The 25,195-nt window shown below is 62.8% G+C and carries 23 protein-coding genes; 15 read left to right on the top strand and 8 right to left on the bottom strand.

The annotated features are described in order from the left end of the window. The first annotated feature begins 201 nt into the window (after positions 1 to 201). From H2O77_RS10145 to H2O77_RS10120, 6 genes are all read left to right on the top strand, one after another. Positions 202 to 723: a CidA/LrgA family protein gene (locus H2O77_RS10145; protein WP_215822922.1), complete on the top strand. Its 522-nt coding sequence runs from the start codon at positions 202 to 204 to the stop codon at positions 721 to 723. Further along, the gene (locus H2O77_RS10140) at positions 720 to 1,448 is read left to right on the top strand and encodes an LrgB family protein (protein WP_054557016.1); all 729 of its coding nucleotides are present in this window, start codon (positions 720 to 722) and stop codon (positions 1,446 to 1,448) included. Before H2O77_RS10145 ends, H2O77_RS10140 begins: the two co-directional genes overlap by 4 nt. Before the next feature lie 334 nt (positions 1,449 to 1,782). After that, positions 1,783 to 2,673 (top strand): hypothetical protein, encoded by an 891-nt coding sequence (locus H2O77_RS10135; RefSeq protein WP_215822921.1) that lies wholly within the window; start codon positions 1,783 to 1,785, stop codon positions 2,671 to 2,673. Positions 2,674 to 2,820: 147 nt separating this feature from the next. Further along, positions 2,821 to 3,483: a response regulator gene (locus tag H2O77_RS10130; RefSeq protein ID WP_215822920.1), complete on the top strand. Its 663-nt coding sequence runs from the start codon at positions 2,821 to 2,823 to the stop codon at positions 3,481 to 3,483. Beyond that, positions 3,480 to 4,898, top strand: coding sequence for an ATP-binding protein (locus H2O77_RS10125; protein ID WP_215822919.1), 1,419 nt, complete (start codon positions 3,480 to 3,482; stop codon positions 4,896 to 4,898). Before H2O77_RS10130 ends, H2O77_RS10125 begins: the two co-directional genes overlap by 4 nt. Positions 4,899 to 5,122: 224 nt before the next feature. Continuing rightward, positions 5,123 to 5,896 (top strand): 3-hydroxybutyrate dehydrogenase, encoded by a 774-nt coding sequence (locus H2O77_RS10120; protein ID WP_054557012.1) that lies wholly within the window; start codon positions 5,123 to 5,125, stop codon positions 5,894 to 5,896. A gap of 152 nt (positions 5,897 to 6,048) precedes the next feature. Here H2O77_RS10120 and H2O77_RS10115 read toward each other — a convergent pair whose 3' ends face one another. The 5 genes from H2O77_RS10115 to H2O77_RS10095 all read right to left on the bottom strand — a co-directional run bounded on the left by H2O77_RS10115 (position 6,049) and on the right by H2O77_RS10095 (position 10,379). Beyond that, the gene (locus H2O77_RS10115; protein ID WP_043336058.1) at positions 6,049 to 6,585 is read right to left on the bottom strand and encodes a response regulator transcription factor; all 537 of its coding nucleotides are present in this window, start codon (positions 6,583 to 6,585) and stop codon (positions 6,049 to 6,051) included. Positions 6,586 to 6,617: 32 nt separating this feature from the next. Beyond that, positions 6,618 to 7,889: an ATP-binding protein gene (locus tag H2O77_RS10110; RefSeq protein WP_215822918.1), complete on the bottom strand. Its 1,272-nt coding sequence runs from the start codon at positions 7,887 to 7,889 to the stop codon at positions 6,618 to 6,620. A gap of 155 nt (positions 7,890 to 8,044) precedes the next feature. After that, positions 8,045 to 9,592 (bottom strand): DASH family cryptochrome, encoded by a 1,548-nt coding sequence (locus tag H2O77_RS10105; protein WP_215822917.1) that lies wholly within the window; start codon positions 9,590 to 9,592, stop codon positions 8,045 to 8,047. Next, positions 9,579 to 9,746 carry a DUF2256 domain-containing protein gene (locus tag H2O77_RS10100; protein WP_107334636.1) on the bottom strand — a complete coding sequence of 56 codons (168 nt, stop codon included), beginning with the start codon at positions 9,744 to 9,746 and terminating at the stop codon, positions 9,579 to 9,581. Before H2O77_RS10100 ends, H2O77_RS10105 begins: the two co-directional genes overlap by 14 nt. A gap of 114 nt (positions 9,747 to 9,860) precedes the next feature. Beyond that, positions 9,861 to 10,379, bottom strand: a complete 519-nt coding sequence (locus H2O77_RS10095) for a MarR family winged helix-turn-helix transcriptional regulator (protein WP_215822916.1) — start codon at positions 10,377 to 10,379, stop codon at positions 9,861 to 9,863. A gap of 248 nt (positions 10,380 to 10,627) precedes the next feature. On the opposite strand from H2O77_RS10095, the gene hmgA reads away from it, so the two are divergent. The 3 genes from hmgA (at position 10,628) to maiA (ending at position 13,881) form a co-directional block, all read left to right on the top strand. After that, positions 10,628 to 11,956: a homogentisate 1,2-dioxygenase gene (hmgA, locus tag H2O77_RS10090; protein ID WP_215822915.1), complete on the top strand. Its 1,329-nt coding sequence runs from the start codon at positions 10,628 to 10,630 to the stop codon at positions 11,954 to 11,956. A 109-nt stretch (positions 11,957 to 12,065) separates the two neighbouring features. Next, positions 12,066 to 13,085 (top strand): fumarylacetoacetate hydrolase family protein, encoded by a 1,020-nt coding sequence (locus H2O77_RS10085; RefSeq protein ID WP_215822914.1) that lies wholly within the window; start codon positions 12,066 to 12,068, stop codon positions 13,083 to 13,085. Between the two features lie 145 nt (positions 13,086 to 13,230). Then, the gene (gene maiA, locus H2O77_RS10080) at positions 13,231 to 13,881 is read left to right on the top strand and encodes a maleylacetoacetate isomerase (protein ID WP_215824561.1); all 651 of its coding nucleotides are present in this window, start codon (positions 13,231 to 13,233) and stop codon (positions 13,879 to 13,881) included. A gap of 72 nt (positions 13,882 to 13,953) precedes the next feature. Here the strand turns inward: maiA and H2O77_RS10075 are convergent, their stop codons facing one another. After that, on the bottom strand, positions 13,954 to 14,736 hold the full coding sequence (locus H2O77_RS10075) for a cation diffusion facilitator family transporter (protein WP_215822913.1): 783 nt from the start codon (positions 14,734 to 14,736) through the stop codon (positions 13,954 to 13,956). Between the two features lie 167 nt (positions 14,737 to 14,903). Between H2O77_RS10075 and H2O77_RS10070 the strand changes: the two genes are divergently transcribed. Beyond that, the gene (locus H2O77_RS10070) at positions 14,904 to 15,299 is read left to right on the top strand and encodes a helix-turn-helix domain-containing protein (protein ID WP_215822912.1); all 396 of its coding nucleotides are present in this window, start codon (positions 14,904 to 14,906) and stop codon (positions 15,297 to 15,299) included. A gap of 82 nt (positions 15,300 to 15,381) precedes the next feature. Here H2O77_RS10070 and H2O77_RS10065 read toward each other — a convergent pair whose 3' ends face one another. Continuing rightward, positions 15,382 to 16,122 carry an aspartate/glutamate racemase family protein gene (locus H2O77_RS10065; RefSeq protein ID WP_215822911.1) on the bottom strand — a complete coding sequence of 247 codons (741 nt, stop codon included), beginning with the start codon at positions 16,120 to 16,122 and terminating at the stop codon, positions 15,382 to 15,384. A gap of 71 nt (positions 16,123 to 16,193) precedes the next feature. Continuing rightward, positions 16,194 to 17,690, bottom strand: coding sequence for a Na+/H+ antiporter NhaC family protein (locus H2O77_RS10060; RefSeq protein ID WP_215822910.1), 1,497 nt, complete (start codon positions 17,688 to 17,690; stop codon positions 16,194 to 16,196). 205 nt (positions 17,691 to 17,895) lie between these two features. Here H2O77_RS10060 and H2O77_RS10055 point away from each other — a divergent pair, with 205 nt between their 5' ends. The 5 genes from H2O77_RS10055 (at position 17,896) to H2O77_RS10035 (ending at position 25,142) form a co-directional block, all read left to right on the top strand. After that, complete coding sequence (locus H2O77_RS10055) at positions 17,896 to 18,726, top strand: helix-turn-helix transcriptional regulator (protein ID WP_215822909.1); 831 nt, start codon at positions 17,896 to 17,898, stop codon at positions 18,724 to 18,726. Between the two features lie 132 nt (positions 18,727 to 18,858). Next, entirely contained in the window at positions 18,859 to 20,448 is a 1,590-nt protein-coding gene (locus tag H2O77_RS10050) for a peptide chain release factor 3 (protein ID WP_153635928.1), read from the top strand. Positions 20,449 to 20,834: 386 nt separating this feature from the next. Next, on the top strand, positions 20,835 to 21,317 hold the full coding sequence (gene mscL, locus H2O77_RS10045) for a large conductance mechanosensitive channel protein MscL (protein ID WP_054557004.1): 483 nt from the start codon (positions 20,835 to 20,837) through the stop codon (positions 21,315 to 21,317). Positions 21,318 to 21,456: 139 nt separating this feature from the next. Beyond that, positions 21,457 to 22,224, top strand: a complete 768-nt coding sequence (locus H2O77_RS10040) for a TatD family hydrolase (protein ID WP_215822908.1) — start codon at positions 21,457 to 21,459, stop codon at positions 22,222 to 22,224. 74 nt (positions 22,225 to 22,298) lie between these two features. Then, a complete protein-coding gene (locus H2O77_RS10035) occupies positions 22,299 to 25,142 on the top strand; it encodes an EAL domain-containing protein (RefSeq protein WP_215822907.1) in 2,844 nt (947 codons plus the stop codon). Positions 25,143 to 25,195 lie beyond the last annotated feature (53 nt).

Genomic DNA, 25,195 nt, shown 5'->3' with positions numbered 1-25,195 from the left:
GTGATGGGGGATCAAGATCGCAGATTATCACAGTAAAGCGTTGCCTCACCGTTGTTGGCGTTGAGAGCACTGAGGGCAGCAAGGGCGCCGGGGTCATGAGGATGCCGGGTGGGAGAGGCAAGGGCGTCAGGGATGGCTGTGACATAATTGTCAGCATGACGGCCTGACGGGCTGACACGGTCAAGAGGAGTCTGTAAGGAAATGGCGTTGATCAAGGGGTTCTGCATCTTGCTGCTTTGCCAGTTTCTCGGCGAGGTGACGGGGCGTGCGTTGTTGCTTCCGGTGCCGGGGCCGGTACTGGGAATGTTGTTCCTGCTGCTGGGGTTGATGTTGCGAGGGCGGCTGCGCAAACGGTTGTTGCCTGCCCCGGACAGAGAGGGGGAAGGAGTGCTGCGTGTTGACGAGAATGCGGATCGAGACCTCGGTCAACGTCAGCTGGCCCGAGCGCTGCTGCGGGAACGTGTGCCTGCCAGTCTCAGGCTTGCCAGCAATGGCCTGCTCTCGCATCTGTCGCTGCTGTTCGTGCCCGCGGGCGTTGGCGTGATGGTCCATTTCGAGCTCATCGCACGCGATCTCACCGCCATCGCCATCACGCTGGTCGCGTCGATCGCGGTCACCCAATTCGTCACGGCGTGGCTGTTGCAGCGCTTGATCGATCGAGGTTCTGCGACACCGAGTGGAGCAGGGGGCAAGTCACCCAGCGCCGATGAGGTGTCTTCATGAATCTGGCCCCGCTTGACGCCCTGTGGGTGTACCTGAGCGCTTCTCCGTTGCTGCATCTGCTGTTGACGCTGGTGGCCTTTCTGCTGGCGACGGCGATCAACCGTCTGGCTCGGGGGGCATCGCTGGCGCATCCAGTATTGGTCTCCATCGCGCTGATCATCGGGTTTCTGTGGCTGACGGACACCGACTATCCCACCTACTTCGAAGGGGCCCAGTTCATTCACTTCCTGCTCGGGCCGGCCACCGTCGCGCTGGCGGTACCGCTGTTTGATCATCTCGATCGGGTCAAGCAGATGCTGTGGCCACTGCTGACAGCCTGTTGCGTCGGCATCGTCACCGCCGTGACCACTACCCTTGGGCTGGCGCTGGCACTGGGGGCACATACCCAGGTGGCCTTGAGCCTGGCGCCCAAATCCGTCACATCGCCGATCGCGATGGGGATCGCCGAAAAACTGGGCGGTATTCCCTCGCTGACGGCAGGGCTGGTACTGCTGACCGGCACCCTGGGTTGTGTGGTAGGCCCCGTTGTCATGCGACTGGCAGGGGCGCGAGACGATACCGTCAAGGGTTTCACCATGGGCTTGTCGGCGCATGGCATCGGTACTGCCTTTTGCTTCTCGTCGGTGAGCACGCTGGCGGGCGCCTTCGCTGGCATGTCGATGGGGCTGACCGGTCTGCTGACCGCCTTCATCGTGCCGCCTATCGTCAGGCTGTTCGGCTTCTGAGCATGAGGGGCATTGGTGGAGAGTCGAGCTGGAGGTGAGCAAGCGGCGAGCAAGCGGCGAGCAAGAAACAGGAAGGCCGGCGCTATCGTGGCATCGTCTTGTGAGAGCTTAAGTTTGCGTTAAGCGCAGCCATTCATGCTGGTGATCACTCCATGGTTCAGCTCAGCGCTTGCGTGTTGGCCATGGCAATCGCCAGCACGTCTTGTGGAGATGTCACCTCGTTGCCACATGTCTGTCAGTGAGCTGATCGATCATGCTCCTACGCAGTTCCACAAGGCGTGTCATCCACTCGCGCCTCTGTGGCTGGCAATGCCTCGACCCAAGGAAAGCCCTCATGTTCACCTCTCTTGCACGCACAGTTCTTGAACGCACTGGTCTGGCCCGCACTGGTCTTGCCCACACCGCTGCAAATCTCAAGCCCGCTGGCCTTGCCGGGCATCGTGTACTGGTCGAGGCGCCGATGGCCTCCAGCTGTCGAGAGCTCTGTTGGCAGCTGGCGGCGGCAGGGGCTGCATTGATTCTGGTCGAGCGAGAGGGGGATGACCTTGCCTTGCTGTGCAGGTTGTTGCCCACCCCGAATGGCCAGCAACACCGCCGCCTGTCACTGACGCACGCAGATGTGAGGGGTGATGCGCTATGCACGCAACTGCGCAACATCCCGGCTTCGGAGCGCCCCGATACCTTGCTGAGCCTGCCGGGCGATGGCCGCTGGCATCTGGAGAGTGGCCGCGCCTGGCATGTGCTCGAGCGTGGGGGATGGCCGGCCGAGGTGCGCGCCAAGGTACTGGAGTGTCTTGAACTTCATGGCTCGGCGGATGGCCGACGCGCGCTGCTGGAGCTGATCGTGCAGGCAGACGGCGACTTTTTCGTTCCGTTGCCGACAGCGAAGCACTCACGTATCCGGTTGCATACCCCGGCGCTGATCACCGGTGAAGAGGACCCTCTGTTGATGCGCCTGGCGCGTCATCAGGGCAATCATCCTGTCAGTGTGGGGCGTCAGGCGCGCAAACTGATCTTCCGACTGCGGCTGGCGCGAGCCAGGCACCCGCTCGCGTATGGCTGGTTGATGGCGGGTGAGGCACTGCGGCGTGTCATCGGCGGGCCGCGCCGCATGCTGGAGCGTGGCGCGCTCGGGCTGCGCGAGCAGAGGATGCTGCTGACGGCGCGTCTGGCCAGGTGGCTCCATGCTCGACACCAGGGGCGTCGCGCACGCAGCGGTGTGTAATGGCTGGCTGATCCATCGATACAGGCGATGTGCTATCCCGCAGTATGCTTGCAACGTCCGTCACCTTTCGGTGGCGGACGTCTTGTCTCATGTCCCCTCATGTCCCGATATGACATGGCAGAATCAGAACGATTTCAAGGAGTCCAGATGCGAGTTCTGCTCGTCGAAGATGATCCGTTGTTGGGCGAGGGGGTCAGCCATACCCTGCGCCGCGAAGGCATGAGCACTGAATGGTTGAAGGAGGGCGCCAACGTCGCCGCCACGCTCAAGCATTCGCCCTTTGATGTGCTGGTGCTGGACCTTGGCCTGCCGGATCTCGACGGTCTGCAGGTCTTGAGTCACCTGCGCCGTCAGGGCCAGACGTTGCCGGTATTGATCCTGACGGCACGTGATGACATCAGCGACCGGGTACGTGGTCTGGACGGCGGCGCGGACGACTATCTGGTCAAGCCGTTCGACATTGCCGAGCTGGTGGCGCGTCTGCGTGCGTTGGTGAGGCGCCATGCCGGGCAGGCCAGCGGTTGCCTGCAGCTGGGGCCGTTGCGCATTGATCAGGCTGGCCGCACTGTCACGCTCTCCGGTAGTGAGGTCGGCCTGGGGCGGCGCGAGTTTGATCTGCTGGAGTTCCTGCTGCTGCACCCCAGTCGTGTCTTCAGCCGGGATCAGCTCGTCGAGCAGCTCTATGGCTGGGATGGCGATGTCGAGAGCAATGTCATCGAGGTACATGTGCACCATCTGCGCCGCAAGTTCGGCACCGGGGTGGTCAAGACCGTGCGCGGTGTGGGCTATCGGCTGGGGGAACTCACGTGAAATCCATCCGCAGTTTCCTGCGGCGCAACCTGATCGGTGGCGTCGTGGTCGTGCTGGGGACGGCCGCCGCCTGGAGTTACTTCGATTCCCGCGAGCAGATTGATGAGCTGTTCGACGCTGAGCTGGCCCAGAATGCACGCATGCTGGGGCGACTCTATCAGTCCCGACTCGCGTCGTTGACACCGGTCGAGCGTCAGGAAACGTTGCAGCAGATGACATCGGGCCAGTTCAGCCTGCGTCCGCCCTCCCTGAGCTTTGCCGATGGCCACGAGAAATCCCCGCTGGGACATGTCTATGAAGACAAGCTGATCTTCCAGATGTGGGATGCGCTGGGCCAGCCGTTGCTTGGCCTCTCGTCACGCTCCGTGGCGCTCGATTATCTGCCGGTGCCCGGCTATGGCAGGCAGCATGACAATCACCATGACTGGTTCACCTTCACGCTGTATTTCCCCGAGAGTGGCATCTGGGTCACGGCGGCCCAGCGTGAAGATGTGCGCGATGAACTGACCGGCCAGATTGCGTTGCACAACGTGCTGGCGCTGGTGGTCGGGTTGCTCGTGATCGCCTTGCTGATCGGTGTGGCGGTCTCGCGGGGTTTTCGTCCCGTCTTGCGCATCAGTCATCAGATCACGGCCCGTCAACCCGGGTACCTCGAGCCGCTGGATGCCAGCGAGGCGCCGGAAGAGATACGCGGCATGGTGGATGCTCTCAATGGGCTGCTGGCGCGCCTGGCGGACACCCTCGACAAGGAGCGGCGCTTCACGGCCAATGCCGCCCATGAATTGCGGACTCCCCTGGCGGGCATCAAGGTGCATGCCCAGAATCTGGAGGCCGATGCCAGGGATGAGGCCTCGCGGCGCTCGGCACGCATGATCGTGGATGGCGTCAATCGCATGACGCGGGTAGTGGAGCAGCTGTTGACCCTGTCACGACTGGAAAGCGGGGCAGAGGCACCGCGTCGTCCGGTCGATCTCGCCCAGCTGACCCATGAGCTGGCGCGGGACCTGGGCCCCATGGCACGCCAGCGAGGCATCAAGCTGCATGTCGAGGTTGCACCCGGCGCGCAGCTGGTCAGTCACGAGAACGGCCTCTACGTGCTGCTGCGCAATCTGCTCGACAATGCGCTGCGCTATACGCCAGAAGACGGAGAGGTGCGTCTGGATATCCGCCGCGACGACGCTGGATGGCGCATGGAAGTGGCCGATACGGGCCCCGGAATCCCGCTGCGTGAACGCGAGCGCGTCTTTGAACGCTTCGTGCGTCTGGCCGGCCAGAGGACTCAAGGTTCCGGGCTGGGCCTTTCCATCGTGCGCGAGCTCGCCGAACGTCTAGGCGCAGCGCTGGCGCTGAAGGAGAGCCCCTTGGGAACGCCGCAGGCCCCGGGGCTGCTGGTGCAGGTTCGCTTCCCGTCATAGCAGGTGCGCTTCTCGTCGTGAATAGCGCCTGTCGGCCGGGTTGCGTCAGCGGAGGCCAATGATTGCGTCGAATGCATCATGCGGCTGTGATGCTGGCTGGCGCCCGATAATGCCAGCGGGGAGTGCAACTCGGCGATGGTCGGGTGGCAAAGACGGCTAGATTAGCGCTATCTTCATTATATGTTGCAGAGCAGCATGACATTCCCCTCTGTCAGGAGATTCGCATGAGTGAACAACAGTCTTCCCCTGTCCGTGTTGCACTGGTGACCGGCACCGCCAGTGGTATCGGCGCCGCCATCATGCAGGCGATGTGCGATGCCGGGCATCAGGTGCTGGCGGTCGATTTCAGTGATGAGGGGGCAGAAGTCGCCGACAAGGCTGGGGCTGCCTTCTTCAAGGCCGACCTGACGGATGCCGAGCAGTGTCGCGCGGCGGTGGATGAAGCCGTGTCCCGTTTCGGGCGCCTCGATATCCTGGTCAACAATGCCGGCATCCAGCATGTCGAGCGCATCAAGGACTTCCCCGAAGCCAAGTGGAATCAGATCATCGCCTTGATGCTGAGTGCGCCATTCACGCTGATCCAGGCGGCCTGGCCGCATATGGAGAAGAATGGCTATGGGCGCATCGTCAACATGGCGTCCATTCACGCCCATGTCGCGTCACCGGGCAAGGCGGCCTACGTCAGTGCCAAGCACGGCTTGATGGGGCTGACCAGAACCGCTGCGCTGGAAGGGGGCGAAAGCGGCATCACCGCCAATGCCATCTGCCCGGCCTATGTGCGCACGCCGCTGGTCGACAAGCAGATCGCCGAGCAGGCCAAGCTCAATGACATGCCTGAGGATGAAGTGATCGAGAAGATCATGCTCAAGGGCGCGGCGATCAAGCACATGATCGATCCCTCCGAAGTGGCGGATATGGCGGTGTGGCTGGCCTCCGACAAGGCAGGCTCGGTGACCGGCTCCAGCTTCAACATGGACCTGGGGTGGACGGCGCAGTAACGGCGTACCCTTGAGCAACGGCTCATTCCAGACAGTGCAGAGACACGAAGCCCTCACCATCGATGCGCGCTTGCGAGCGAGGATGGTGAGGGCTTTTGCTTGGCCGGCAGTGAAGTGTCGCCTGGGATGCAGACTACGGCAGCGCCGATGTCTCAGCGCTTGACCGGACGCTTCTGCAGCTTGCGTTGCAGGGTACGGCGGTGCATGCCCAGGGCGCGGGCAGTGGAGGAGATGTTGCCATCGTGCTCGTTGAGCACCTTCTGGATGTGCTCCCAGGTCAGGCGGTTGACTGACGGCGGGTTGTCGGAGATCTCGGCGGCAGGGTCGCCGCCTTCGCGGTTGAAGGCGTTGAGAATCTCGTCGGCATCGGCGGGCTTGCACAGGTAGTTGACCGCGCCGAGCTTGATGGCTTCCACCGCGGTGGCGATGCTGGAATATCCTGTCAGCACCACGATACGCGTGTCAGGCAGCAGGGCGATCAGCTCCGGCAGCAGCTTGAGGCCGGAACTCTGCTCCAGCTTCAGGTCCAGCGTGATCAACTCCGGGCGGTGGCTGCGTGCCACACTGAGTGCCTGGGCTTCATCACGGGCCACTTCCACTTCATAGCCGCGACGCGTCATGGCGCGCGCCGTGACCTGGCAGAAGAATTCATCATCGTCGATGATCAGCAGTCGGGTTGCATCGCTCATCAGGGTTCTCGCTTGGGCGGTCTTTGCCGCCATCATGTCAGATGAAGGGGGAGGCGCACTTCCGTCAAGGTGCCGCCATCTTCGTGGTTGTACAGACTGACGCCGCCACCGAACCGATTGATGGTGGCATGCGTGAGGAACAGGCCGATGCCCATGCCCTTGGATTTGGTGGAGATGAAGGTCTCACCGAGCTGGTCCGCCACCGCCATGGGCACACCATCGCCATGATCGCGGATGTCGATCAGCACTTCCTGATCGCGTTGCTCCAGGGTGATCTCGATATCATCCGGGCAGGCGTCGGCGGCATTGTTGAGCAGGTTCATCAGCGCCTGCTCAAGCGTGGTGTCCACCAGCATGGAGGCCTGTTCAGCGCCGGACGTCACCTCGACGCTATGCTGCACGTCCGGGCGCACCACCAGCCAGCGCTGCACGATTTCCTCCAGCCACTGGGCAGCATTGATGGGTTGGGGCTGTTCCATGCGACGGCGGTCGGCCGCGGCTACCATCGCCTGCAGGCGTTGCTTGCAGGTGTCGACCTGACTGCGCAGCAGGGCAAGATCATCCTCCAGCTGAGGGTCATTCCTGTCCTTGGCATCCTCGCGCATCTCGCTCAGCAGCACTGCCATGGTGGAGAGCGGGGTGCCCAGCTCATGCGCGGTGCCGGCGGCCTGACTGGCCACCGCCAATACCTGCTCGCTGCGCAGGGCGGCCTCTCGCGTGGTGGACAGCGCCTGATCCCGGGTGCGCAGGGCATGGGCCATCTTGTAGATGAAGTAGGTCACCAGCGACGCCGACAGGCCGAAGTTCAGCCACATGCCGATGACATGCAGGCTGATGCGTCCACCCAGCTCATAGGTCGCCAGCTGCGGCACCGGCTCATAGAACACCATCAGGAAGCTGTAACAGCCCATGCCGACCGCGGCAATCACCCAAGCGTAGCGCCAAGGGAGCGTTGCGGCCGCCATGGTCACCGGCACCAGATAATAGGGCACGAAGGGGTTGGTGGAGCCACCGGTATGGAAGAACAGCATCGTCAGACCGGCAATATCCACCAGCAGGTGAATCAGGTTCTCGGTGTCGGTGACGGGATGCGACTGCCCGAGGCGCCACCAGGTCGCGACATTGACCAGCCCCATCGCGATGATGATCGAGATGACCGGCAGCACATTGAGCTGAAAGCCGATGATCTCGAGCCCGAAGATGATCAGGATGAGAAAGCCGGTCCAGGTGATGCCGCGCGCGATGGTCAGACGAATGAGATTGCGGTGCGGCGTGGACAGTGGTGGCGGTAGCGGCTGATTCATGACGACTCCTGCGAGGAATGCGGCCATGATAGTGAATAAGGCTCATAAAGTGCAGTCCTGACGGTCAGTTAGCGCCAAGGCGCCATGCAATCCCCTGCGTTGCTTTCTCTGCGTTGTGCCCGCTTTGTGGCGCTCTCTTCGTGGTTCAACGCTTGTCAGCCTCGCTCGAAGGAGCCACTCAGCCAGGGCGTCACGAGTGTCGGTGTGATGTCGGCCAGATGGGCCTCCCAACCCTCGACATGCGTGAGAGGCTGGCGCGGGTAGCTTCCCGCTGATCCGTTGCGGCCAGCGCTGCTTGACCAGGCGAGCCAGGGCGCATGGCGCTGCATGCCGGCGGGCAGTGTCGCAAGCTCCGGTATCCAGCGGCTGACGTAATGACCGAGAGGATCATGCTGGCGTGCCTGCTTCATCATGTTGAAGTGGCGATCCCCGCGCGGATCGCGTCCGATACCCGCCAGATAGCGCCAGTTTCCCCAGTTGGAGGCGACGTCGTGATCCAGTAGCTGATGCTCGAACCAGGCCGCTCCCTGGCGCCAGTCCACGCCAAGGTCCTTGACCAGAAAGCTCGCCACGTTCTGGCGCATGCGGTTGCTCAACCAGCCGGTAGCCGCCAGTTCGCGCATGCCGGCATCGACCCACGGTACCCCGGTCATTTCGGTCTGCCAGCGTTCAAGCGCTTCCGACGTCTGCGCATGGCTTTGCGGCTGAGCCGCGTAGTGGCCTGGGGACTCGCCCGTGAAGGTGTGTCTGCCCAGCCGCCGTGCATCCCAGTGGAAGTACTCGCGCCATAAAAGCTCGACGCGGATCCAGTCGCTGTCCTTGAAGGCAGCCTGCGGATGTTCACAGTGCTCGGGTAGCGTGGTCTGAAAACGGTGCAGCGCGTCCAGTATCCGCCGCGGCGACAGACAGCCCAGTGCCAGCCACATGGAGAAGCGGGTCGAGAAATCCGCACCGTTGAGGCGATTGCGGGTGGTCTTGTACTGGCCGGCGAAGGCGGGGCTCAGGTAATCCTGCAGGCGCTGCAAGCCGGCGGGCTCTCCGGGGGCAAAGGTGTATTCGCCACGGGTGTCGGCCTGCCAGTGGCGAGCCTTGAACAGCTGCCTGGCCGCGCCTTGAAAGCCACGAGGGGCGGCCTCTGGCCAACCAGGGAGCGTGGATGGTGCGTCCAGCGGGGCAGGCATGTCGGTGAGGCTCGGGCGGGCCTTCTCCAGCTTGCGCCGGAAAGCACTGAAGCTCTCGGGGAGTGCGGCGAGCGGTTCCGGCAGCTCGTCTTCGTCCAGCAGCAAACCACTGTTCAATTGCCGCAGACGACACTGGCTTGCCACCGCGCGTTGCTGGCGTCGTTCCACCACGCCCGTGGCGCGGCGCGTGATGACGCCCCGGCAGCCATATTGCCTTGCCAGTTGCCCAATCAGCTGTGCCGCGTCGCCATGGAGGATCAGCAGGTCACTGCCCAGTGCCTGAAGTCGCGTGCGCAGCGATTCCAGGCTCCTGAGCAGGGCATGTTGCCGTCCCGTGCTGAGCGGCTGCAGGCGTGGCTCCCCGGGGCTGACGCTGCCGAAGGGCTGAAAGGTCGTCTCCGCCACCACATGCACGACCAGCAGGTGCGAGGCTTGCTCCTCGAGCGCGGCTTGCCACAACGGGTTGTCATCCAGGCGCAGGTCCTCGTTCAACCATACCATCCAGGGGTCAGTGGACGTCATCGCGCGCCTCCCGTGCCAGCTGGCGTGCGTTGCGACGACAGCGCTGACTGCAATGGCGTACGTCGTCCCAACAGTCCTGCCACTTCTTGCGCCACGTGAAGGGGCGCTGGCAGGTCTGACATGGCTTGCTGGGCAGGTGCGGTTTGCGATGCATGCTGGCAAGGCTCCTTAAAAACAGTACACAACCTATACCATGATTGTACGTCGCACGAAATGGCGGCCAGGCAATCCCCTGTCGTTCTGTGGATGAGTGCCTTGCATCCCTGCCTCAGTCACCGCCCGGCAGTTGATCCAGTTGTCGCTCCAGAGTCTGCATGGTGAGCAGCAGATCACGGTATTGGCGTGCATTGACGGCGCCGAGCAGCTCATCCTCGAATCGCCGCGCTTCGGGAATCAGCTCGGCGAGCATGGCCTCGCCCTCGGCGGTCAGGACAAGCAGCTGCGCACGCTGGTCCTGCTCGCTCGGGCGACGCAGGATCAGTTCACGGCCTTCCAGTGATTTGACGGCGCGCGAGACGCGTACCTTGTCCATGTGGGTGCGCAGACTGATTTCCCGCGCGGTCATCGGCACGCCTCGGCTCAACCAGGCCAGCAGACGCCACTCGGCGACATTGATGGCGAAGCGCTCGCCATAGCGGGCGAACATCGCCTCACTGGTGCGCTCGGCCAGTCGGTTGAGGCGATAGGGCAGGAACTGGTCAAGATCCAGCTCGCAGCGGGGCGTGTCCTGTGAGACTTCCCCATCAAGGGCATCGCGCGCTTCGGGAGTGTCATCAGTGCGTTGCATCGAGAGTTACCTGTCTCGGTGAGAGGGCTGACCAGCGTTGTCACGACAGTGCAGGGTAGTCGGATCAGGTTACCGATGTTACCACTTTCGACAGCGAGCAAGACAAAAGTCGAGCACTTGAGCGATTGCCAAGGTATGAATCTGTCTATATGGTTTCATATGTAACTATCTAAGGGCGATGGTGGCATGTCGTGCCGTGGATGCCCCAGGTCATCAGGAGCCGCGAGCCCACAAGGAGATGAATCGTCATGCGCGAGCGCAATGCTGAGTGTCATTATCACGCCGGTTTTCGAAATCATGTCTCCAGTGAGGCGTTGCCTGGCGCCTTGCCGCAGGGCCAGAACTCTCCCCAGCGTTGCCCCTATGGCCTGTACGCGGAGCAGTTGAGCGGCTCGGCCTTCACCGCGCCGCGTAGCCACAATCTGCGCAGCTGGCTTTACCGCATTCGGCCCTCGGTGGTGCAGGGCGCCTATCAGCCCATGGAGATGCCGCAGGTCGCCACCGCACCGCTGGCCGAGAGAATGCCGGATCCCAACCCGATGCGCTGGGACCCCATCGCGTTCTGCCCTGGCGATTTTCTGGAAGGCCTGATCACGCTGGCGGTCAATGGGGATGCCCAGGCGCAGCAGGGCTGTGCCACGCATCTCTACGCCTTCTCTCGCGGCATGCAGCAGCGCTTTTTCTACAATGCTGACGGCGAATTGCTGATCGTGCCGCAGCAGGGTGCCATCGAGGTACGCAGCGAGCTGGGCCTGCTGGAAGTCGCCAGCGGCGAGATCGTCGTGATCCCACGTGGTATCAAGTTCCAGCTCAATCCGCTGGCGGGACACGCAAAGGGCTGTCGAGGCTATGTGGCCGAGAACTATGGCGCGCCTCTCGAGTTGCCCTCGCTGGGGCCCATCGGCAGCAATGGACTGGCCAATCCGCGCGACTTCCTCGCGCCATCGGCACGTTTCGAGGACGAAGCCGGTGACTTCACGCTGGTGGCCAAGTTCGGCGGGCGTTTCTGGCGCGCGAGCCTGGATCATTCACCGCTGGATGTCGTGGCCTGGCACGGCAACTACGCGCCCTACAAATATGATCTGGCGACCTTCAATACCATCAATACGGTCAGCTTCGATCATCCTGACCCCTCGATCTTCACCGTGCTGACATCACCGTCGGACACCGCCGGGGTCGCCAATCTCGACTTCGTGATCTTCCCGCCGCGCTGGATGGTCGCCGAGAACACCTTCCGACCGCCGTATTTCCATCGCAACCTGATGAGCGAGTTGATGGGCCTTATCCATGGCGAATATGACGCCAAGCGCGAAGGTTTCCGTCCGGGCGGCGCGAGTCTGCACAACGCCATGACCCCGCATGGCCCCGACGCTGCCACCTTCGAGGCCGCCACTCAGGCAGAGCTCGCTCCTCGCTATCAGGGCAATACGCTCGCCTTCATGTTCGAGAGTCGCTATCTGTTCCAGCCCACCCCACAGGCCCTGTCGTCGAGCGCTCGTCAGCGCGACTACGGCTCGGTCTGGCAGGGGCTCGCGTCTCACTTCACGCCTCACACCACTCCTCAATTCACCCCTTGATTCACTCCTTAATTCACCCTGCATCAGTGATGACCTTTGACTGTTCATCGTCATCCGACCCCAGGCAATTCCTGCATTAATGCTCACGTTGCTCTTCAAGGAGGCACCCATGAAATTCGCTACCTACCAGGATGGTTCCCGCGATGGAACGCTGCTGCTGGTCTCCCGTGACCTGACCCGCGCCGTCAAGGTCGCGGATGTCGCAACGACCCTGCAGGCGCTGCTGGAAGACTGGACGTCGCTGGCGCCCAGGCTCGAGCAACGCTACGCGGCGCTCAATGATGGCACGCTGACGGACGCCTTTGCGCTGGAAAGCCAGGCGCTGCATTCCCCGTTGCCGCGCAGTTATCAGTGGGCAGACGGCTCGGCGTATCTGAACCATGTCCAGCTGGTGCGTCAGGCGCGTGGCGCCGAGATGCCCGAGACCTTCTGGCACGACCCGCTGATGTATCAGGGCGGCAGCGACAGCTTCCTGGCCCCCAGCGCCGATATCGTATGCGTCAGTGAGGAGCATGGCATCGATTTCGAAGGCGAGATCGCCGTCATCACCGATGATGTGCCGATGCACGTCAGTCCGGAGCAGGCCGAGGACCACATTCGCCTGTTGATGCTGGTCAATGACGTCAGTCTGCGTGAGCTGATCCCCGGCGAGCTGGCCAAGGGCTTCGGCTTCTTCCAGGCCAAACCGTCGTCAAGCTTCTCGCCCATCGCCGTGACGCCGGATGAGCTGGGGGATGCCTGGCAGCAGGGGCGCGTACATCTGCCGCTGAGCGTGCATCTCAATGGTGAGAAGTTCGGTGAGCCAGAGTCCGGGCCAGACATGATCTTCAGCTTCCCGCAGCTGGTGGCGCATGCCGCGAAGACTCGCCCCCTGGGCGCCGGCGCGATCATCGGCTCAGGCACCGTGTCCAATCCCGGCAAGGATGGCGGCCCCGGCAAACCGATCAGCGAAGGGGGCGTGGGCTACAGCTGTCTGGCCGAAGTGCGCATGGTCGAGAAGATCCTGTTCGATGAGATTCGCACGCCCTTCATGCGTTTCGGTGATCGCATCCGCATCGAGATGTTTGATCGCGATGGCCAGAGCATCTTCGGCGCCATTGATCAGCAGGTGACGCAGTTGGACGCCTGATGGCGGCGTCGAGAGGCAAAGCTTCTCAGAGACATGTCTCGGGAAGACGTCGTGTGCCGGTAAGCCTCAAGCCAACTGGGTGCGAGGCAGTGCGAAGGGGCGGCCGGCATCCAACCGCGTCACAGGGGAGTGCAGCATGAGTTCAATGAGCCTGTATGGCTATTACCGTTCATCTACCAGCTATCGGGTAAGAATTGCGCTGGCGCTCAAGGGGATAGAGGTCGCTCAGGTGCCGGTCAATCTGCTCAAGGGCGAACAGCGCAGCGAGGACTATCTGGCCATCAACCCCCAGGGACTGGTGCCGTCCCTGATGGTCGGAGATACCCCAACATCTGTGGCCCTGACCCAGTCGCTCGCGATCATGGAATATCTGGAGGAGCGCTGGCCCACCCCGGCGCTGTTGCCCTCAGCGCCGGAAGCGCGTGCGAAGGTGCGCTCACTGTGCCAGTTCATGGCCTGTGAGATGCATCCGCTCAACAATCCGCGCGTGCTCAATTATCTGACCGATCGGCTTGAGGTCACCCAGCAGCAGCGCCTTGAGTGGTACCGACACTGGGTCGCCGAGGGCTTCGCGCGTCTGGAAGTGATGCTGGCGGAAAGTGCAGGGCGTTTCTGTCATGGCGATAGCCCGGGCATGGCGGATGCCTGCCTGATGCCCCAGCTCTACAATGCGCGCCGTTTCGAGTGTGAACTCAAGGACTACCCGAGGATTCTGGCCATCGAGGCGGCCTGTCAGTCACTGGAAGCCTTCCAGCAGGCCCACCCCGAGCGTCAGCCAGATTGTCCGGCGGCCTGACGCGCATGGCTTCAAGGCAGCAAGCAGCGCCCCACTCGAAACGGTGGGGCGCTGTCGTTTCAGGTCATCGTCTCAACGACAGCACTTGCTGGAGCTGTCGCCGCTGGCGGGTGTCTGCTCGACCTCTACGGCAGCCGTGGATGGCGCGCAACAACTGCGGGTGGCGCAGGATGATGGCGGAGCGTCAGGGGCTTGGGAGCTTGCGTCTTGCTCATCCGCAGCTTGCACGCTTTCGGCCTGCTTGGCCTCGCGCAGCTCAACTCGCGCGTCGCGAATCACCTGCCAGGCGGACTGCAGGAAGAGTGCGGCAATCGCCGCCCCCAGCAGCACATCCGGCCAGCGGGAACCTGTCCAGCCGACCAGTAGTGCGGCGCCGAAGACCGAGGCATTGGCGATGATGTCATTGCGTGAACACAGCCAGGTGGAGCGCATGTTCAGATCATCCGACTTGAAGCGCCACAGCAGGCCGAAACAGACCAGATTGACGGCCAGCGCCAGCAGGGCGAAGGCGCCCATGCCGTGTGCGGCGGGGGCGATGCCATGGAGGGCCTGATAGCCCGCCTCGCCAAGGACGATCACGCCCAGCGCCAGCATCACGATGCCTTTCACCAGCGCGCTCAACGCACGTTCACGCACGCTGCGGTGCAGGACGTAGAGGGTCAGGGCGTAGACGCTGGCATCGCCGAACATGTCGAGTGAATCCCCCAGCAGCGCGGTGGAGCCCAGCCACCAGGCCGCGGTGAATTCGATGAAGAACATGCTGGCATTCAGTGCCAAAAGGATCTTGAGCACCTTGCCCTGAGAGGCTCTGAGCTCTGCCAGCTCGCCGGACTTGCTTTCGCAACAGCTTTTCATAAGGGGTCTTGGCCTCCTGTCGTATTGCTGACAGCATGGAGGTTATAGCCACTATAAGGTCAAGCCTCATGACACAAGGAACCGAGCGCGAGCCGGGGACAGCAGCGCAAGACCCGCAAAGATCAGCGGCTTGCCCAGGGTCTGACACAGAGCCTGTCACAGGGGCGATGAGCATCGGTCAGCTGGCCAAGGCCTCAGACGTCCAGGCGGTGACGATCCGCTACTACGAGAAGCAGGGTCTGTTGGCCCCGCTGCGGCGTGCGGCCAACGGCTATCGTGAATATGGCAATGCACAACTGCGCCGGTTGACCTTCATCCGCCGTTGTCGACGTCTGGGTTTCTCGCTGGATGATATCCGCGCCTTGTTGGGACTGGCGGACCAGCAGGCGTTGCCGTGCGATCAGATAGACGCGCGCATCGAGGCGCAGCTGGCCGAGGTGCGCAAGCGTCAGCGCGACCTCGCCGTCATGGAGGAGGAGTTGCAGCGCCTGACACATTGCTGTGCCGGCGGGGTGGTGGCGCAGTGCCGTATCGTCGAGTCACTGTCCGAGAGCGAGGAGTAAGGCCCCGGCAGGCAGTTAACTGTTGCCAGGGCTGGGTCAAGGAGGGGGGAAGTCAGGCGGGTTCAGGCGGTGCCAAGCGGGGTCAGACGCCGCAGGACTTGCGGGCGAGCTCCTCCGCGACCAGTTCCGTGACATCGATCAGGGTCTTGGCGGGCGCTGCGTCGTTGCCTGATGAGCTGACGATGTTGACGGGAATCAGTGGCAGCTCGGTACAGGCCAGCAGCACGGTGTCTGCCGACAGGCTCTCCAGCAGTGTATGAAAGCGCTGGACCACGCTCGGGTCATCGCCGCCATGGGCCTTCACGTCATAGATGATCTGATGCAGCAGGTGTGGGTCGCCGGGCACCTCGACTTCCACCACCTCCGTCAGTGCCCGGTAGGGTGACCAGTCCCCCATGTCCGTCACGGATTTCGCGCCCAGCAGCGCCACCTTGCTCAAGCCGTCGCGCCGCACCCTGTCGATGACGACATCGCTGAACGACACCAGCTGGGCATTCAATTTCAGGGCCTCCAGTTGGGGCTGATAGTAGTTCAGCGTATTGCAGGCGATGGCGTAGTAGTCGACATGCTCGGCGAGCTTGTGGGCGCTGTCGGCCAGCGCCTCCCACACTTGTTGGTCATGAGTCTCTAGCTCCATGGACAGCCCGAGCGCCGGCTGGGAGATCAGATGGACGTGCGGGGCATCCAGATCTCCCCGATAGCCAGGCCCGATGCGGGCCTTGTTGGCGATCAGCAGCTTGTTCCAGAGATCCAGTCCGGCATCCGGGCCGGAGCCGGTGAGGATGCCGATCACGTTGCGTTGGCGCAGCTCAGTATCTTGCATGGCGGTGTCCGTCGTCTTGTTGCGGGGCAGGCAGTGAAGGTTCAGTCGAGGGCAGCTCAGTCAGGGGTAGATCAGCTGGCTGAGCTTGGGGCTGAACTTGAGACTGAACTTGGGGCTGACGCTGACAGTGAGGAGCGCACAGCGGGCGTGTCGCCGGTAGCTTCTTCCTGCGCGCTCGCCTGGCCTGCCGGGCTGAAACGACGGCCCCAGCCGGTGGCGATGGAGACGCTCATCACGGCCAGCAGGACCCAGGCGTAGAGCACCCAGGGCGTCAGATCGAGCGGCATCAGGGCCGGCACGCCGGGGAAGGTCTCAGCGGCTTTCACTGACAGCCCGGAGGCGAACAGCAGCGCGGCGGACCAGGGCAGCGAATAGACCAGGGTGCAGGACATGCTGTCGATGATGTTGGCGCGACGGTAAGGGCTCAGGCCGAAGCGTTCGCCGACCGGTTTGGCGTAGGACAGGCCGACCGCGAGGATCGCCGGGGCATTGATGCTCATCAGCGAGGACATCAGCAGCGAGAGCCCGGCGGAGGAGGCTTCCGCGCCACGCGGTGTGCGCACGACCCCCTTGAGCGCATTGATCAGCCTCTCACTGCCACCGCCATCGAGCATCAGGCGAATGCCCGCCGACAGCAGGATCACCAGAATCGACAGGTCTGCCATCCAGCCGGCCACGCCATTGATCAGCGCGCCATTCTCGACCGACACGAAACCGCTCAGGGTGTTGAGGCCGGTGAGCATCGCCACCAGCATGCCGGACAGGATTCCCACGGTGGTGGCGAAGATCACATCGCCTTTCTTCATGGCCACGTAGATGGCGGCCAGGGCGGGCAGCAACATCACCAGGCCCTTGGGGTCCATGTGCTCGGCCAGCTGTTCATGCGCGATGACCAGCGGCGTCGTTTGCTGCGTCAGACTGATCAGCACCATCACCACGAGCGTGATGCTGCCGGCCACCAGCGTGAAGGGCAGTCGGGAGCGAACCACGCCGCCGATGTCAGCGCCCTGACTCGCCGCCGAGGAAATGGTGGTATCGGAGATGGGCGCCAGATTGTCGCCGAAGGCGCCGCCGCCCACGATGGCCCCTGCCAGCAGCAGCGGGTCGGCGCCCAGCATGACGCCTGCGGGATAGAGCACGCCCATGCCCGCGGCGATGGTGCCGAAGCCGGTGCCTGCCGCGGTGGCGAACAGGGCGCAGGCGAGGAAGGTCACGACAAGGAAGGCCGTGCCGGTGGCACCGGTGTGATAGGCCGCCCACAGGATGCCGTCCACCAGTCCCGAGGAGCGCAGTACCGTGGCGAAGATGCCGGCAAAGATCCACGCCGCCACCGGGGCGATGGCCACCTTGCTGGCCATGCCCTTCATGATGGTGTCGCTGTAGACGGACTTGTCACGGGCAAACAGGAAGGTGACCAGCAGGCCGGCGAGAATGCCGACCCACATGCCCTGGATGGTCGGCTCCTCCAGGCTGGTGGCCACATGGATGGCCGTGGTGATGAAGCACAGGATGGGCAGGAACGAGACCCAGGGCCCGCCGTGGAACGTGAGTTTGGATGCAGGAGTCATGCGATAGCCTCTTTTATGGTTATTACTATCTGCGTGTGAGGGACTTCTGCATTGCATCACTCACTCGTGAGGCGTGGAATTTGACGACCTGACTCAAGGTGGCGCACTCAGACGCACTATCTGATACAGACTGCGCCTGACGCACTCTGGGTCATGGCGGGGGAGCGGCGTAGACTGAGGCTCTATCCCGGCGCGAGACAGACCCATGAACGAAGACCTGGCCCTCAATCTGCGGCTGCTGTGCAGCTACTACCGATCCATCGCCGAGGTGAGTCGGCGGCTCGAGATCAGTCGGCCGCAGTTCAATCGATATCTGAGCGGTCAGTACCGGCCCGCCGCGCATACGCTGCGGCGGATCTGCGAGTTCTTCGGGGTGGAGGAGCACGAGATCCTGCTGCCCAATCGTCAGTTCCAGCGTCTGGTGCAGGTGCGTCCCAAGCCGCGCGAGAGTCACGCCACGCGTGTGGAGAGCGAGCCGCTGGCGCAGCTGAGACGCTCGGGCGCCTCCGAGCTGAGCCGCTATGTGGGCCACTACTATGAGTACTATCTGTCGATGTCGTCGCCTGGGCGGATACTGCGGGGGCTGGTGTCCATCATCCAGCGTGAGGATGGCGTCTATTACCAGCGTCTTGAGCGCCTGGTCGAGCGCGAGTCGTCCGGCGTCGGCGTGTCACACTGCAAGTATCAGGGGATGGCGTTCTATCTGAGCGATCGCATCTTCATGACCGACTACGAGTCGATGACCGGCAATGAGATCACCCAGACCATTCTCTACCCGACCTTCACCAGCCGTGTGTCGCGCCTCAAGGGGCTGCGGATCGGGGTATCGGCAAGTGGTGATCGCACGCCGGCCAGTACTCGCGTGCTGCTCGAATATCTCGGGCGTGATATCCGGGTTCGCTGCGCGCTGAAGCAATGCGGGCTCTATCCCCTGGACAGCGACGAGATCGAGGATGCCATCCGCCACGAGATCCTCAATGATCAGGCGCCGGTGGGCGAGGGGCCCTGGCATTTTCGCGCGCGCATGGATGACTGAAGGGCGCTGATCGCGCTCGCCTCTGTTGCCGCGCCGCGCCAGCCGCTACAATGCGCGCCATTCGTCTTGTTCTGCTATTCACCCAACAGTGCGCGCGGCGTGCCTCACGTCGGGCCGGATGCCTTTCAGCTCATGTCAGATTCCCAGATTGCCAAGGCGGCGGATGTGCGCCGTACATTCGCCATCATCTCTCACCCGGATGCCGGTAAGACCACCATCACCGAGAAGCTGTTGCTGTTCGGGAATGCCATCCAGATGGCCGGCTCGGTCAAGAGCAAGCGGGCCGATCGCCACGCGACCTCTGACTGGATGAAGATGGAGCAGGAGCGTGGCATCTCCGTGACCACCTCCGTGATGCAGTTCCCCTACAAGGACCGCATGGTCAACCTGCTGGATACCCCCGGGCACGAAGACTTCTCCGAAGATACCTACCGGACGCTGACGGCTGTCGACTCGGCGCTGATGGTCATCGATGGTGCCAAGGGTGTCGAGGACCGCACCATCAAGCTGATGGAAGTCTGCCGCCTGCGCACCACGCCGATCCTGACCTTCGTCAACAAGATGGACCGCGAGACGCGTGACCCCATCGAGGTGATGGACGAAGTCGAGACGGTGCTCAACATCCAGTGTGCGCCGATGACCTGGCCGATCGGTGTCGGCAAGGGCTTCAAGGGCGTCTATCACCTGCTCAATGACGAGATCCACCTCTACAAGCAGGGTCAGGGCAACCGCATCCCCGATGACGTGCGCATCAAGGGCCTCGATAGCCCCGAAGCCATCGAAGTGCTGGGCGAAGACCTGATCGAAGAGCTGAGCATGGAAGTCGAACTGGTGCGCGGCGCCTCTCACGAGTTCGATCTCGAGGCCTATCGTCGCGGTGAGCTGACGCCGGTCTACTTCGGTACCGCCATGGGCAACTTCGGCGTGCGCGAGATGCTCGACGGCTTCGTCGAATATGCACCGCCGCCCCAGCCGCGTGATACCGATACCCGCGAAGTCACGGCCCACGATGAGCGCTTCACCGGCTTCGTGTTCAAGATCCAGGCCAACATGGACCCGAAACACCGTGACCGCGTCGCCTTCCTGCGTGTCTGCTCCGGCAAGTACGAGAAGAACATGAAGATGCGCCACGTGCGCATCAACAAGGACGTCAAGATTCCTGACGCCCTGACCTTCATGGCGGCGGACCGCTCCCACGTGGAAGAAGCCTGGCCGGGCGATATCATCGGCCTGCACAACCACGGCACCATCCAGATCGGTGATACCTTCACCATCGGCGAGGACATGCGCTTCACCGGCATTCCGCACTTCGCGCCGGAACTGTTCAAGCGCGTGCGCCTGAAGGACCCGCTGAAGATGAAGGCGCTGCAGAAGGGCCTGCAGCAGCTCTCCGAAGAGGGCGCGACCCAGGTCTTCCAGCCGTTCGACAACAACGACCTGATCGTCGGTGCCGTCGGTACGCTGCAGTTTGACGTGGTCGCTCACCGCCTGAAGGAAGAGTACAAGGTCGAGTGCATCTATGAGGCGATCAACGTGCAGACCGCGCGCTGGATCTACTGCGATGACACCAAGATGCTGGAAGACTTCAAGCGCAAGGCCAGTGCCAACCTGGCCTACGACGGCGGCGGCTGGCTGACCTACATCGCGCCGACCCGCGTCAACCTGCAGCTGACCCAGGAGCGCTGGCCGGACATCACCTTCCGCGCGACCCGTGAGCACTGAGGCAGTTGCCAAAACGGCGTTGCCCTAGCGGCGATGTCGTAGTGGCGCTGCCACAGCGACGCTGCGATAGCGAGACTGTCGATCACGCCATGAAGAACGCCACCCCTCGGGGTGGCGTTTTTTATGCCCGGATAAAGGTGGCGTTTTTCGTGGCCAGACATGCGTGTAACCCTACGTTTACACAGCCAACCCATGGCGCGGCATCAGCACGGCATAATGTTCGGGTCATGTTGTCTTGCTGGCATCCGGGTGATGAAGCTTGCTGGGGCGAAGGTCGGTAGGGCGCAGACAATGACAACAACAATGGCGTGGGATGTGTCTCAGTGCGGGCCATGCATGATGCGTGGCAATCCACCGGATGGTTAGCGAGTGACAGGAGATGACAGATGTCCGGATTCATGCAGGAATTTCGTGATTTTGCCGTCAAGGGAAGCGTCGTCGACATGGCGGTCGGCATCATCATCGGCGGGGCATTCACACTGATCGTCAAGAGTCTGGTCGGTGACATGCTCAACCCGTTGATCGGGCTGCTGATCGGCGGAGTCGATTTCGCCAACTTCTTTGTCGTCCTCAAGGAAGGCGCTCAGGCCGCGCCCTACGCCAGTCTCGAGGCCGCCAAGGAAGCGGGAGCCGTCACGCTGAACTATGGCTTGTTCATCAATGCCATCATCAGTTTCGCCCTGGTGGCGCTGGCGGTATTCGTGTTGATCCGCCAGATCAACAAGCTCAAGAAGGAAGCCGAGGAAGCGCCGGAAGAGGTCACCGACAAGGATTGCCCGTATTGTCTTTCCAAGGTGCCGCTGGCGGCGACCCGTTGTGGTCATTGCACCTCCGAGCTGGCGCCGGCAGCGCCGGTGGAGGCGGCCTAGGCCATCTGCGTCAGTCACGACGACTGGCAAGCAATATCGACACTCGTCCTCAAGGGACCGGCCACCAGGCCGGTCCCTTCGTTTGTCTGACACACGCTGATATAGCACGATGGCTGTACGACCATCACCGGGAGATTCCATGCTGATCGACAGTCATTGTCATCTGGATTTCGCTGACTTCACGCCGGATCGTGAGGCGGTCATCGCGCGTGCCGAGCAGGAAGATGTCTCGGCCTTCGTGGTGCCCGCCACCACGGTGGCAAGCTTTTCGGCAGTGCTGGCGCTGGCGGATTCATCGGCGCGTATCTTCGCTGCCCTGGGACTGCATCCCTATTTTCTGTCCGAGCATGGTGAGGGCGCGCTGGCGGCGCTTCATCAGGCTCTCGATCAGCATGCCGGCCAGATCGTCGCGTTGGGCGAATGTGGCTTCGATGCGCGACTGGCCGATCATGACGCCCAATGGCAGCTGTTCGAGGCCCAGCTGAGCATGGCACGCGAATTCTCCCTGCCTGTCATCGTGCACTGCGTGCGCGCCAATGACGAAGTCGCCAAGCGTATCAAGCAGGCACAACTCACCCGTGGCGGCATCATCCACGCCTTCTCGGGCAGTCAGGTGCAGGCAGAGCGCTTTCTCGAGCTTGGCTTCGTGCTGGGGCTGGGCGGCAGCGTGACCTACCCGCGTGCCAACAAGCTGCGCGGAGTGGTGGCGTCACTGCCCGACGATGGCTTCGTGCTGGAAACCGACAGCCCCGACATGCCGCTGTGCGGGTTTCAGGGCCAGCGCAATGAGCCTTCGCGAGTGGCCAAGGTCGCGGATGTGGTGGCGGAACTCCGCTCGAGCAGTCGCCACGATATCGCGTTATCCACCACGACGAATGTGCAGCGTATTCTTCAACTGAACGTCTGATCTAGACTGACCTCAAAGGCCAGGCGACAGCCTGCCGACCCGGTTCAGGAGGTCGCCTCATCATCGGTAAATCAATGTCAGATTCTTCAGCATCGCGTTCCTCCTCTCGTGTGCCGGCACACGAGTCTTCTGCTGTCTTCGCGCACGCCTCCCTGCCTGCTGGTCCCCGCTATCGGATGTATCTGCTGCCGCTGCTGTTGCTGGCGGCATTGCTGGCCACCGCCTGGTTGACGGCCAGCCAGATCACGCAATCCCGCGAGGCGGATCGTGAGTCCGACAGGCAGCGGCTGGCCTTGTGGGTCCAGAGTGAACAGCGCCTGCTCGCGGGACAGTTGCAGGAAAACGGCTACTGGGAAGAAGCCGTGACCAGGTTTCTGCGCGAGCCCGAGCTCGACACGACCTGGCTCGAGTACATGTATGGCCCCGAGTTCGCCATCAATACCGGCATACATCTGATCTCTGCGGTGCGTGGCGATGGGCAGGTGGCCGCCTGGGTGCAGCACAACGCCGGGTCGCCGGGGGCCGACTGGCTGGGCAAGCAGCCGGTGAGCTGGCGACGTGCGCTCGCCCCCGTCATGCAGGCGGCCCGCCAGTCACCGACACAACCCCAGCTGGCCTGGTTGATCGTCGATAACCAACCATGGCTGATCGGTATGCAGGGGCTCTACGAGGATGAGGAGGCCTTGCCGCCGCAGGACGAGCAGGGGCTGTTGATTCTGGGCATGCCGCTCACGACAGACCTGCTTGACGAGCAGGCGGCCGTGCTGGGCTTGAAGGGTCTGCAGGTGGTCAGCAACGCCATGCCACAGCCCATCGCGACGCAGCAGGTCTGCGTGGCCTTGCCGGCGTCCGGCCGTGCCGATCGCTACAACCATGCCAAGGCCTGCTGGCAGGATGAAAATCGCGTCGCTCAGTTGCTGCAGGAGATGGGCACTCCGCTGGCGGTGCTGCTGTTGATCATTTTGCTGGCGGGCATGGGCACTATCGGCATGCTGGTGCGCGACAGTCGGCGCCGCAGGGCGAGTCGGGCCTATGGCGCCTATCTCGAGCATCAATACCAGCGCCACAGCATTCTCAACCAGCAATTCCTGAGCGTCCCCTATGAAACCCACACGCCGCAGAATGCGCGTGCCTCTCTCACCCGCTACCTGCAGCGCGTGCGCGAGATGCTGGGGGCAGAGATCATCATCTATCGGCGTGAGGTGGGAAATCCCAACGCCGGCTACCTGATTCTGCAGAGTCATGATGAGCGTGAGTGGTTGAGTGAAGCATCGTTGCGGCGTGATCCTCTCTGGCGCCTGCCGGTGGGGCGCGTGTGCGTGTCAGCCGGCGATCGCTCGCGACGCGATGGCGATGGGAGCGTCGACAAAAATGTCGATGAGCAGGAAGATCGCGCGCTGCTGCTGTGCCAGCGACTGGGCGCCAGCCAGCTGATGGGCTATTCGGTCTCGCCGCATCCCGGGCGCAGCGAATTGCTGCTGGTGGCCAGTCGCGGCCATCGACTCAACGCCACCGAGATGATGCCGTTGCTGGACATGACCCTCGATACTCTGGTGGTAAGAGGACTGGAGCAGGAGCGTGTGCTGCTCCAGCACCAGTTGCTCGAGGAGCGCGAGACGGATCTCGATACCGGTCTGCTCAGTCGTGAAGGCATGCTGCGCCTGATCAAGGTGCGGATTGACCAGCTGGGCGAGGTCGCGCCGATGGAGGGCTTCGTGCTGATGGCGCTTAGGATCGGCGGCTTGCAGGTGCTCTACGATCATGCCGGCGCCGAGCCGGGCAATCACCAGCTGGAGCAGGTCCAGATGCGTATCGCTCCCTTGCTGGGAAATTCCGGCGATGTGGCGCGCCTCGAGACCGACAGGCTGCTGATCATGGTCCAGCGCCGGCTGCTGGAAGCGACGCGTGGCGGTATCAGTGGCTGGCTGGACAACCTGCTGAATGCCGTGCGCGACAAGGTCACGCTCAATGATGAGGTGATCTATCTGCAGCCGAGCCTGGGCATCACGCGCTATCCCGAGGATGGCCATCAGGTGGATGCGCTGGTCTATCGCGCCGAACGTGCCCTGCACGATACCCAGCAATGCCAACGCGAGTGGCATTTCTTCGATGAAGAGGCGGAGCGTGAGTTGCGTCGCCTCAAGCAATTGGAGGCCGAGTTCACCGTCGCTCTGCGCGAGAATCAGCTCAGGCTCTTCGTGCAGCCGATCGTCGACGGGCGTACCGGCCGCTTGCAGCTGTCGGAGGCGCTGATTCGCTGGCAGCACCCCGAACATGGCTTGATGGGCTCGGCGGACTTCATGGCGATCGTCGAATCCGCCCGCCTGGATGTCGCGCTGGGGCGCTGGGTGCTCAAGGAAAGCATCGCGACCCTGATGCGCGTCCACGAAAGCGGTCATGAGCTGCATCTGAGCGTCAACGTGACCGTGCGCCACATGATGGACAAGCGCTTCCTGTCAGACCTGGACATGTTGTTCCGGCATCCGGAGCTATGTGAGCGCCTGACGCTTGAGCTGGTCGAGAGCCAGCTGCCGGATGACATCCAGGCCCTGGCCGTGCTGTTCCAGACCATCCGGGCTCACGGTGTGGCGTTGGCATTGGACGATTTCGGCACGGGCTACTCCTCGCTGTCGCAGCTGCAGCGGTTGCCGTTCGACAAGCTCAAGATCGATCGGCAGTTCGTGACGGCGCTGGGCTCCAGCAAGGGGCAGGCCATGATCGAAGCGATGCTGGGGCTGGCGGAGGCCTTCCATCTTGCGGTGGTGGCCGAAGGCATCGAGACGCCGGAGCAGCGAGCCGAATTGCTCGCGCATGGCTGCTCGCTGCATCAGGGCTATCTCTATGCACGACCGATGCCGGTGCAGGAGCTGATCGAGCACCTGATTGCAGGAGATGGCTGGCTGCCGGAAGGGCTGTGAGCCCCGGCAGGTGCGTGAGGTCTGCAGTCCTTGAAAGACAAAAGCCCCGTACG

The organism is Cobetia sp. 4B, assembly GCF_018831605.1.
Classification (GTDB): domain Bacteria; phylum Pseudomonadota; class Gammaproteobacteria; order Pseudomonadales; family Halomonadaceae; genus Cobetia; species Cobetia amphilecti.
Note: the sequence above shows the minus strand (reverse complement) of the source record. Positions and strands in the feature narration are given on the sequence as shown.

Excerpts from the sequence above, each read along its gene's own strand:
- H2O77_RS10145 (WP_215822922.1), top strand. The coding sequence starts at position 202 with ATGGCGTTGATCAAGGGGTTCTGCATCTTGCTGCTTTGCCAGTTTCTC.
- H2O77_RS10140 (WP_054557016.1), top strand. The coding sequence starts at position 720 with ATGAATCTGGCCCCGCTTGACGCCCTGTGGGTGTACCTGAGCGCTTCT.
- H2O77_RS10135 (WP_215822921.1), top strand. The coding sequence starts at position 1,783 with ATGTTCACCTCTCTTGCACGCACAGTTCTTGAACGCACTGGTCTGGCC.
- H2O77_RS10130 (WP_215822920.1), top strand. The coding sequence starts at position 2,821 with ATGCGAGTTCTGCTCGTCGAAGATGATCCGTTGTTGGGCGAGGGGGTC.
- H2O77_RS10120 (WP_054557012.1), top strand. The coding sequence starts at position 5,123 with ATGAGTGAACAACAGTCTTCCCCTGTCCGTGTTGCACTGGTGACCGGC.
- H2O77_RS10115 (WP_043336058.1), bottom strand. The coding sequence starts at position 6,585 with ATGAGCGATGCAACCCGACTGCTGATCATCGACGATGATGAATTCTTC.
- H2O77_RS10110 (WP_215822918.1), bottom strand. The coding sequence starts at position 7,889 with ATGAATCAGCCGCTACCGCCACCACTGTCCACGCCGCACCGCAATCTC.
- H2O77_RS10105 (WP_215822917.1), bottom strand. The coding sequence starts at position 9,592 with ATGACGTCCACTGACCCCTGGATGGTATGGTTGAACGAGGACCTGCGC.
- H2O77_RS10100 (WP_107334636.1), bottom strand. The coding sequence starts at position 9,746 with ATGCATCGCAAACCGCACCTGCCCAGCAAGCCATGTCAGACCTGCCAG.
- H2O77_RS10095 (WP_215822916.1), bottom strand. The coding sequence starts at position 10,379 with ATGCAACGCACTGATGACACTCCCGAAGCGCGCGATGCCCTTGATGGG.
- hmgA (WP_215822915.1), top strand. The coding sequence starts at position 10,628 with ATGCGCGAGCGCAATGCTGAGTGTCATTATCACGCCGGTTTTCGAAAT.
- H2O77_RS10085 (WP_215822914.1), top strand. The coding sequence starts at position 12,066 with ATGAAATTCGCTACCTACCAGGATGGTTCCCGCGATGGAACGCTGCTG.
- maiA (WP_215824561.1), top strand. The coding sequence starts at position 13,231 with ATGAGCCTGTATGGCTATTACCGTTCATCTACCAGCTATCGGGTAAGA.
- H2O77_RS10075 (WP_215822913.1), bottom strand. The coding sequence starts at position 14,736 with ATGAAAAGCTGTTGCGAAAGCAAGTCCGGCGAGCTGGCAGAGCTCAGA.
- H2O77_RS10070 (WP_215822912.1), top strand. The coding sequence starts at position 14,904 with ATGAGCATCGGTCAGCTGGCCAAGGCCTCAGACGTCCAGGCGGTGACG.
- H2O77_RS10065 (WP_215822911.1), bottom strand. The coding sequence starts at position 16,122 with ATGCAAGATACTGAGCTGCGCCAACGCAACGTGATCGGCATCCTCACC.
- H2O77_RS10060 (WP_215822910.1), bottom strand. The coding sequence starts at position 17,690 with ATGACTCCTGCATCCAAACTCACGTTCCACGGCGGGCCCTGGGTCTCG.
- H2O77_RS10055 (WP_215822909.1), top strand. The coding sequence starts at position 17,896 with ATGAACGAAGACCTGGCCCTCAATCTGCGGCTGCTGTGCAGCTACTAC.
- H2O77_RS10050 (WP_153635928.1), top strand. The coding sequence starts at position 18,859 with ATGTCAGATTCCCAGATTGCCAAGGCGGCGGATGTGCGCCGTACATTC.
- mscL (WP_054557004.1), top strand. The coding sequence starts at position 20,835 with ATGTCCGGATTCATGCAGGAATTTCGTGATTTTGCCGTCAAGGGAAGC.
- H2O77_RS10040 (WP_215822908.1), top strand. The coding sequence starts at position 21,457 with ATGCTGATCGACAGTCATTGTCATCTGGATTTCGCTGACTTCACGCCG.
- H2O77_RS10035 (WP_215822907.1), top strand. The coding sequence starts at position 22,299 with ATGTCAGATTCTTCAGCATCGCGTTCCTCCTCTCGTGTGCCGGCACAC.